Source organism: Kitasatospora sp. NPDC007106 (assembly GCF_040634455.1).
GTDB lineage: Bacteria > Actinomycetota > Actinomycetes > Streptomycetales > Streptomycetaceae > Kitasatospora > Kitasatospora arboriphila.
The window spans coordinates 1-8,085 of sequence record NZ_JBEYFP010000246.1 but is presented as its reverse complement, the minus strand read 5'-3'; the positions used below and the strand labels follow the sequence as shown (position 1 = coordinate 8,085).

Below are 8,085 nucleotides of genomic sequence, written 5' to 3'. Positions count from 1 at the left end.
CGGGTGCCGTGCCGCCGCACCCGGGGGCGGGTCCGGCCGGCGGCCCGCCGCGCACCGGCTCCCACCAGAGCATCAGCGCGGGGCCCGGTTCGAAACCCTGGCGCGAGCACCCTCTCGGATCCTGTAGAGTTCTTCCTGTCGGAGCGGGAACGCCCCGAATGATGGTGGGTGTAGCTCAGTTGGTAGAGCACCTGGTTGTGGTCCAGGTGGCCGCGGGTTCGAGTCCCGTCACTCACCCCAAGAGCCGGAGGGCCCGATCTCTTCACGAGATCGGGCCCTTCGGCGTTTCCGCGTGCGGGGCAGCGCGGCGCGGGCCCGGCCTGCGCGGGCGGGGCGGGACACCCCTCCCCCGCGAAGCTACCGACAAGTAACATGACGGCCATGACCACACCCTCGATCGGGCAGCTGCTCGACTCCACCGTCCCCATGGCCCGCACGCTCAAGCTGGAGTACCTGGAGACGAGCCCCGAGCGGGCCGTGCTCCGGCTGCCAGACCAGCCGGAGTTCCACAACCACGTGGCCGGCCCGCACGCGGGCGCCATGTTCACGCTGGCCGAGTCGGCGAGCGGCTGCATCGTGCTGGCCGCGTTCTCCGACCAGCTGTCGCGGGCCGTGCCGCTCGCGGTGAAGGCCGAGATCGCCTACAAGAAGCTCGCCATGGGCGAGGTGACCGCCACCGCCACCCTCGGCCGCACGGCCGAGGAGGTCGTCGCGGAGCTGGACAAGGGCGAGCGGCCCGAGTTCCCGGTCACCGTGGAGATCACCCGCGCCGACGGCGCCGTGACCGGCGTGATGACCATCACCTGGACGCTCCGCCCCAACGGCTGAGCCCCCGGCAGCCCGGCCGTGACGGCCGGGCAGCACCGGCCGCCCGGCCCGCCCCGAGCCCCTGAAGGGTCCGGACGGCAGGCCGGGCGGCCGGTGCCGTTGCCGAGCGCGGTCCGCGCCGGGCTCAGGCGGAGTCCCGCACCACCAGCTCGGTGGCGAGCACCACCTGCCGCCGTGCGCGGCCCCGTTCGGCGATCTCGTCGAGCAGCAGGCGGGCCATCGTCCGCCCCATCTCCTCGATCGGCTGCCGGACGCTGGTCATCGGCGGGTCGGTGTGCCGGGCCACGATCGAGTCGTCGAAGCCGATCACCGCGACCTGGTCGGGCACCCGGCGGCCCGCCGCGCGCAGCACCTGCATCGCGCCCGCGGCCATCAGGTCGGAGGCGCAGAAGACGCCGTCCAGGTCGGGCCGACGCTCCAGCAGCTCACGCATCGCCAGCCGGCCGCCCTCCTCGGTGAAGTCGGCGAGCCCGACGAGTTCCTCGTCGTAGGGCCGGCCGGCCTGCTCCAGGGCCCGGCGGTAGCCGCCGAGGCGGGCCTGGGCGACCTCCATGTCCAGCGGGCCGGTGATGGTCGCCACCTCGCGGCAGCCGCGGCGCAGCAGGTGCCGGACGGCCATCCGGGCGCCGCCCGCGTTGTCGGCGTGCACGTAGCTCAGCGGCTCCAGGTCGCCGCGGCGGCCGGCCAGCACGGAGGGGATCTCCAGGCTCTCCAGGAGGCTCGGCAGCGGGTCGTCCTGATGCACGGAGACGAGGAGTACGCCGTCCACCCGCTGTGCGGTCAGATAGGCCGAAAGTCGTTCCCGTTCGCGCTGGTTGCGGACCAGGATCAGCAGCAGCTGCATGTCGGTCTCGGCGAGCTCCGCCGAGACGCCGCTGATGATGTCGGAGAAGTAGGGCTCGGAGAAGAGCCGGGTCTCCGCCTCGGGCACCACCAGGGCGACCGAGTCGGTGCGCGAGGTGACCAGGGTGCGGGCGGCCCGGTTGGGCACGTAGCCGAGTTCGGCGATGGCGGCCTGGACGGCCTCGCGGGCCTTGTCGCTCACCCGGGGCGAGCCGTTGATCACCCGGGACACCGTGCCGCGCCCGACCCCGGCCAGCGCGGCCACCTCCTCCAGCGTGGGGCGCGCGGAGCTCCTGCCGCCCGCCCCGGCGCCGCCCACGGGCCCTGCGGGGGGCTGTGCGGTCTGGCTCATCGCTCACCTCTTGGAAGTCCTCATGGCGCCTTGCGGGCCGATTGCTGCTCATTGTGGCCGGTTTCGGCCGCCGGGGAACCCGCGGAACGACCGCGCTCCCCCCGACCGGGCCCGCCGCCCGGTCCGACCGGCCGGCTGGGCCCCGTGCCCGACCGTACGCGGAAGTCCGCGCGGGCCGGAGACCGGTGTCGCCAGGACACCGTTTCGCGACTCCCAGGACACGCTCCGGCAACGGATACGACGTCAGCCCTTGACACCCGACCCCGCGACGAAGGAACCTTCCGGCATGCGCTGTGGGAGCGCTCCCACACTCTAGTGGCGAATCGCCCCCGGCAACAGCGCCCCCACCGCGGTCCGACGGGCACGTCCGGCGGACCACCGGCACCGGTCTCCCACGGTCGGCACGGCCGCGACCGGCCCGCACGCCCCGGCAACGCCCGGGACACCCGAAACACCCGGGCAACACCCCGGCAGCAGCACCGCACCACCTTCCGAAGCCGCACCGCACCACCCACCGCGCAGCACCACCCGATGCCCCACCCGGAACAAGGAGAACGCCATGCGCAGCACTTCCCGCCCCCGCAGAGCGGCCGTCCTGGCCACCGCCGTCATCGCCTCCTCCGCCCTGCTGCTCACCGCGTGCAGCAGCAGCGGCGACAAGGGCGGGTCGGACGGCGCATCGTCGGCCGCGGGCGAGAAGATCACCCTGACCGTCGGCGACTTCGGCACCTTCGGTTACAAGGAGGCCGGCCTCTACGACGAGTACATGGCCGCCCACCCGAACGTCACCATCAAGGCGGACACCACCCAGGACGGCCAGAAGTACTGGGACGCCCTGACCACGCACCTCGCCTCGGGCAGCGGCCTCTCCGACATCCAGGCCGTCGAGGTCGGCTACATCGCACAGGCCACCGGCACCCTCGGCGACAAGTTCACCGACCTCTCCAAGACCGACGGCGTCAACGCGGGCGCCTGGCTGCCGTGGAAGTCGAAGCAGGCCACCACCGCCAAGGGCTCGCTGATCGGCCTCGGCACCGACATCGGCCCGATGGCCGTCTGCTACCGCAAGGACCTCTTCCAGCAGGCCGGCCTGCCGACCGACCGCACCGAGGTCGCCAAGCTGTGGGCGGGCGACTGGTCGAAGTTCGTCGACGCCGGCAAGCAGTACCAGGCCAAGGCCCCGGCCGGCACCTTCTTCACCGACTCGGCGAGCGGCCTGTTCAACGCCGCGCTCTCGGCCGAGACCCAGCAGTACTCGGACGACTCCGGCAAGCTCGTCTACAAGGACAGCGCCGGCGTCAAGAAGGCCTGGAACGTGGCCGTCAGCGCCTCGCAGGCGAAGATCAGCGCCGGTCTGCGCCAGTTCCAGGACAACTGGAACTCCGCGTTCGCCAACGCCAAGTTCGCCACCGTGGTCTGCCCGTCCTGGATGACCGGCATCATCAGCAAGTACTCCGGCGACTCCGGCAAGGGCAAGTGGGACATCGCCGCCCCGCCGGTCGCCTCCAACTGGGGCGGCGCCTTCCTGACCGTCCCGAAGGCCGGCAAGCACCAGAAGGAGGCCGCGGCGCTCGCCGCCTGGCTGACCGCGCCGGAGCAGCAGGCCAAGGTCTTCACCAAGGTCGGCAACCTGCCCTCGACCACGGCCGGCCTGGAGCTGCCCGCCGTCCAGAGCGCCAAGCTCGACTACTTCGGCGACACCCCGACCGGCCAGATCTTCGCCTCCACCGCGAAGAGCATCCAGCCCGCCCCGATCGGCGAGCAGGACGGCACCGTCAAGACGATCATCACCGACAACGGCATCCTCGACATCGAGGAGCACGGCACCGACCCGGCCAAGGCCTGGACGAACGTCGTGAAGCTGGTCGACGACAAGGTGAACGGCTGACCCACCCGGACCGGCGACCCGCCGGTCCGCCCGCCCGGCCGGGCCCCGCGCCCGGCCGGGCACCCGCACCACAGCCGACAGCCACTCCCGGGAAGGACCTACCCAGTGGCCACCTCCATCCGAGCCGCGGCCGAGGACGGCTCGGCGCCGACCACCGCACCCGGCGGCCCCCGCACCCCGGCCGCCCCGCAGCGCTCCGCCTGGCGCTCGCGCCTCTACCGCCTCGACCTCAAGGCGTCGCCGTACGCGTACATCGCGCCGTTCTTCCTCTGCTTCGCCGCGTTCGGCCTGTTCCCGCTGATCTGGACGGGCTGGCTCTCGCTGCACCGCGTCGACCTGCTCAACCAGGACGTCATGGACTGGCGCGGCATCGACAACTACACCCGGCTCTGGGAGACCGACCAGTTCTGGACGGCCCTGCGGAACACCTTCACCATCGGGGTGCTCTCCACCGTCCCGCAGCTGCTGATGGCCCTGGGCCTGGCGCACCTGCTGAACTACCGGATGCGCGGCCGCGGCTTCCTGCGGGTGGCGGTCCTGGCCCCGTACGCGACCTCGATCGCCGCGGCGACCCTGGTCTTCGTCCAGCTGTTCAACCCGGACTACGGGATGATCAACTGGCTGCTCTCCATGGTGGGCATCGACCGCACCGACTGGTACTCGGAGAGCTGGCCGTCCCAGATCGCCATCGCCACCATCGTCACCTGGCGGTGGACGGGCTACAACGCGCTGATCTACCTGGCCGCCATGCAGGCCGTGCCGAAGGACCTCTACGAGGCCGCGAGCCTGGACGGCGCCTCGCGCTGGCAGCAGTTCACCAAGGTGACCATCCCCTCGATCCGCCCCACCATCCTGTTCACGATCATCGTGTCGACGATCGGCGCCACCCAGCTCTTCGGTGAGCCGCTGCTCTTCGGCGGCGGTGTCGGCGTCAGCGGCGGCTCCGCCCACCAGTACCAGACCCTCGGCCTCTACATGTACGAGCTGGGCTGGCCCAGCCGTCAGCTGGGCCGGGCCTCGGCGGTGGCCTGGACGATGCTGCTGATCCTGCTGCTGATCGGTGCGGTCCAGACCCTGATCGCCCGCCGCAACCGCACCAAGCTGGGAGGCTGAACCATGGCCGTCATCTCCACCGCCCCGCTGCGCCGGCGGCTGCGCCCCGGCGCCGGCGACCAGGACAAGGCCGGCCCGCTGACGTACGCGGTCCTCGCGATCGCCGCCGTGGTCTCGCTCTTCCCGCTGTACTGGACGTTCGTCGCCGCCAGCAACACCGGCGAGCGGGTGGCCCAGTCGCCGCCGCCGATGCTGCCCAGCGGCGAGCTCTGGACCAACATCACCACCGCCTGGAACCAGGCGGACATGGGCAAGGCGCTGCTGAACTCCACCGTCGTCGCGGGCTGCGTCTCGCTCTCCACGGTGCTGTTCTCCACCCTCGCCGGCTTCGCCTTCGCCAAGCTGCAGTTCCGCGGCCGCAACGCGCTGCTGACCCTGGTCGTCGCCACCATGACCATCCCGCCGCAGCTCAGCGTGATCCCGCTGTACCGGATCATCACCGACCTGAACTGGGGCAACCAGCTCAAGGCCGTGATCCTGCCCTCGCTGGTGGCCGCGTTCGGCGTCTTCTTCATGCGGCAGTTCCTGCTGGAGGCGCTCCCGCTGGAGCTGATCGAGGCCGCCCGGGTGGACGGCGCGCACAGTCTGCGGATCATCTGGCACGTCGTGCTGCCGATCGCGCGTCCCGCGATGGCCGTGCTGGGCATGCTGGTGTTCGTGCAGTCCTGGAACGACTTCTTCTGGCCGTTCGTGGTGCTCACCCAGCAGAACCCGACCGTCCAGGTCGCGCTGTCCTCCATCGGCGGCGGCAGCGGCCACGACATCAACCAGGCGGTGATCATGACCGGCGCACTGGTGGGGACCCTGCCCCTGCTGCTGATCTTCGCCGTCCTGGGCAAGCACATCGTCGGCGGCATCACGGCCGGCGCGGTGAAGAGCTGACCCGCCGTCCATCCCGTCCCACACCTGACTATGGGAGCGCTCCCGTATGACCGTCACCGATCCGCACACCCCGGCCGACCTCGCGGCCGAGGACCGAGCCGGCGCCTTCCCGCCGGGCTTCGCCTGGGGTGCGGCCACCGCCGCCTACCAGATCGAGGGCGCCGCAGCCGAGGACGGCCGCACCCCCTCGATCTGGGACACCTTCAGCCACACCCCGGGCAAGGTCGCCAACGGCGACACCGGCGACACCGCGGTCGACCACTACCACCGCTTCCGCGAGGACGTCCGGATGATGGCCGACCTCGGACTCACCGCCTACCGGTTCTCGCTCTCCTGGCCGCGCATCCAGCCCACCGGCCGCGGCCCCGCCGTCGAGCGCGGGCTCGACTTCTACCGGGCCCTGGCCGACGAGCTGCTCGCCCACGGCATCACCCCGGTCGCCACCCTCTACCACTGGGACCTCCCGCAGGAGCTGGAGGACGCCGGCGGCTGGCCGAACCGGGAGACCGCGTACCGCTTCGCCGAGTACGCCGGCATCGCCGCCGAGGCCCTCGGCGACCGGATCGGCATCTGGACCACCCTCAACGAGCCCTGGTGCAGCGCCTTCCTCGGCTACGCCTCCGGCGTGCACGCCCCCGGCCGCACCGACCCGGGCGACTCGCTGCGCGCCGCCCACCACCTCAACCTCGGCCACGGCCTCGCCGTCGGCGCCCTGCGCGCCGCGCTGCCCGCCTCCGCCCAGCTGGCCGTCTCGCTCAACCTGCACGCGGTGCGGCCGCACAGCCCGCACCCAGGCGACCTGGAGGCGGCCCGCCGGATCGAGGCGGTCGGCAACCGGATCTGGACAAGCCCGATGTTCAAGGGCCGCTACGACGAGGACCTGCTCGCCGACACCGCCCACCTCGTCGACTGGGACGCCCTGGTGCAGCCCGGCGACCTCGCCGAGATCTCCCGGCCGCTCGACCTGCTCGGCCTCAACTACTACAACCCGACGCTGGTCTCCTCGGTCGAGAACGCCAAGAACCTGCCGCGCCACGACGGGCACGGCGAGAGCTCCTCCTCGCCCTGGCCGGGCGCCGACGACGTCGCCTTCCACCTCGCGCCCGGCGAGGTCACCGCGATGAACTGGCCGATCGACCCGACCGGGCTGTCCGACTCGCTGATCGCGCTGCACCGCGAGTTCGGCCTGCCGCTGATGGTCACCGAGAACGGCGCCGCCTTCGAGGACGAGGTCTCCGCCGACGGCAGCGTCCACGACCCCGAGCGGGCCGCCTACGTCCGGGGCCACCTCGCCGCCGTCTCCGACGCGATCGCCGCCGGCGCCGACGTCCGCGGCTACTTCCTGTGGTCGCTCATGGACAACTTCGAGTGGGCGTACGGCTACGAGAAGCGCTTCGGCATCGTCCACGTCGACTACGACACCCTGGTGCGCACGCCCAAGACCAGCGCCCGCTGGTACTCCGAGGCGATCCGCACCGGCCGCCTGGACCACGGCGTCCCGTCCGCGTGATGACGGTGCGTCACCACGCCGCGTGACTCCGACCGGGTTCGCTCGTTCTCCTCTCACGTGCGACACCGTCACGCGGCACCACCGCGGCCCGACCGCCCCCGCGGCGGACCTCCCCACCGGGACGTCCGCCGACGGGCCGGAAAGCTGGCGGCCGGCGGCGCGATCCTCGCCCAGCTGTGGGGGTTTGGGCTGGGGATCTGCGACGCCGCAGCCGCCGAAGGGCCGGGGCCCGGCCTGATCGACCAGGTCGGCGCCCCGGCTCTCCTCCACCGCCTCGGCGGGGACGCCGTCCCCGCCGTCGAGCAGCAGACCGGGCCGGTCGAGGAGGTGCTCCGGGACCGGATCAGGGTGGACGGCCTGCCACTACCGGGACAGGCCGCCACCGTGCCCGACGCCTTCGCCATCGCCGCCGTTCTGCTCCCCGCCGTCCCCCCGTCTCCCCGGGGGGACGGCGGTGCCGTTTCCGCCCCCGCCGCGGCCCCGGACGCCTCCGCCGCCCCCGGCCCCGCCGACCCGTCCGCGCCGCCCGCACCCGCCGGGTCCTCCCACGCCGAGGGTGCGGTCCCGGCCCCCCGGCCGGCCGCGGAGCCCGCACCGGCACTGCGACCGGCGGCCGCCGGCGCCGCCCGCGGGAGATCGGCAGAGCGGCGTGGAGGGAAAGAGTGTTGG

Annotated in this window: 6 protein-coding genes and 1 tRNA gene; 6 read left to right on the top strand and 1 reads right to left on the bottom strand. The window is 72.6% G+C overall.

Annotated features, from left to right (window positions below; translation table 11 throughout):
• Positions 1-164 precede the first annotated feature (164 nt).
• Together ABZ641_RS19570 and ABZ641_RS19565 are read left to right on the top strand one after the other, a co-directional pair.
• Positions 165-240, top strand: a tRNA-His gene (locus tag ABZ641_RS19570).
• Between the two features lie 132 nt (positions 241-372).
• The gene (locus tag ABZ641_RS19565; RefSeq protein WP_344627653.1) at positions 373-828 is read left to right on the top strand and encodes a DUF4442 domain-containing protein; all 456 of its coding nucleotides are present in this window, start codon (positions 373-375) and stop codon (positions 826-828) included.
• A gap of 124 nt (positions 829-952) precedes the next feature.
• Here ABZ641_RS19565 and ABZ641_RS19560 read toward each other — a convergent pair whose 3' ends face one another.
• Positions 953-2,023 carry a LacI family DNA-binding transcriptional regulator gene (locus ABZ641_RS19560; RefSeq protein ID WP_344627652.1) on the bottom strand — a complete coding sequence of 357 codons (1,071 nt, stop codon included), beginning with the start codon at positions 2,021-2,023 and terminating at the stop codon, positions 953-955.
• 559 nt (positions 2,024-2,582) lie between these two features.
• Here ABZ641_RS19560 and ABZ641_RS19555 point away from each other — a divergent pair.
• From ABZ641_RS19555 to ABZ641_RS19540, 4 genes are all read left to right on the top strand, one after another.
• Entirely contained in the window at positions 2,583-3,911 is a 1,329-nt protein-coding gene (locus ABZ641_RS19555) for an ABC transporter substrate-binding protein (RefSeq protein ID WP_344627651.1), read from the top strand.
• 105 nt (positions 3,912-4,016) lie between these two features.
• Positions 4,017-5,024 (top strand): sugar ABC transporter permease, encoded by a 1,008-nt coding sequence (locus ABZ641_RS19550; protein ID WP_359983350.1) that lies wholly within the window; start codon positions 4,017-4,019, stop codon positions 5,022-5,024.
• A 3-nt stretch (positions 5,025-5,027) separates the two neighbouring features.
• Positions 5,028-5,906: a carbohydrate ABC transporter permease gene (locus ABZ641_RS19545; protein ID WP_030275809.1), complete on the top strand. Its 879-nt coding sequence runs from the start codon at positions 5,028-5,030 to the stop codon at positions 5,904-5,906.
• Positions 5,907-5,952: 46 nt separating this feature from the next.
• On the top strand, positions 5,953-7,416 hold the full coding sequence (locus ABZ641_RS19540) for a GH1 family beta-glucosidase (RefSeq protein WP_344627649.1): 1,464 nt from the start codon (positions 5,953-5,955) through the stop codon (positions 7,414-7,416).
• The last annotated feature ends 669 nt before the right edge of the window (positions 7,417-8,085 follow it).

What these genes read in the sequence shown, in the direction of transcription:
- ABZ641_RS19565 (WP_344627653.1), top strand. Translation starts at nt 373, where the DNA reads ATGACGGCCATGACCACACCCTCGATCGGGCAGCTGCTCGACTCCACC.
- ABZ641_RS19560 (WP_344627652.1), bottom strand. Translation starts at nt 2,023, where the DNA reads ATGAGCCAGACCGCACAGCCCCCCGCAGGGCCCGTGGGCGGCGCCGGG.
- ABZ641_RS19555 (WP_344627651.1), top strand. Translation starts at nt 2,583, where the DNA reads ATGCGCAGCACTTCCCGCCCCCGCAGAGCGGCCGTCCTGGCCACCGCC.
- ABZ641_RS19545 (WP_030275809.1), top strand. Translation starts at nt 5,028, where the DNA reads ATGGCCGTCATCTCCACCGCCCCGCTGCGCCGGCGGCTGCGCCCCGGC.
- ABZ641_RS19540 (WP_344627649.1), top strand. Translation starts at nt 5,953, where the DNA reads ATGACCGTCACCGATCCGCACACCCCGGCCGACCTCGCGGCCGAGGAC.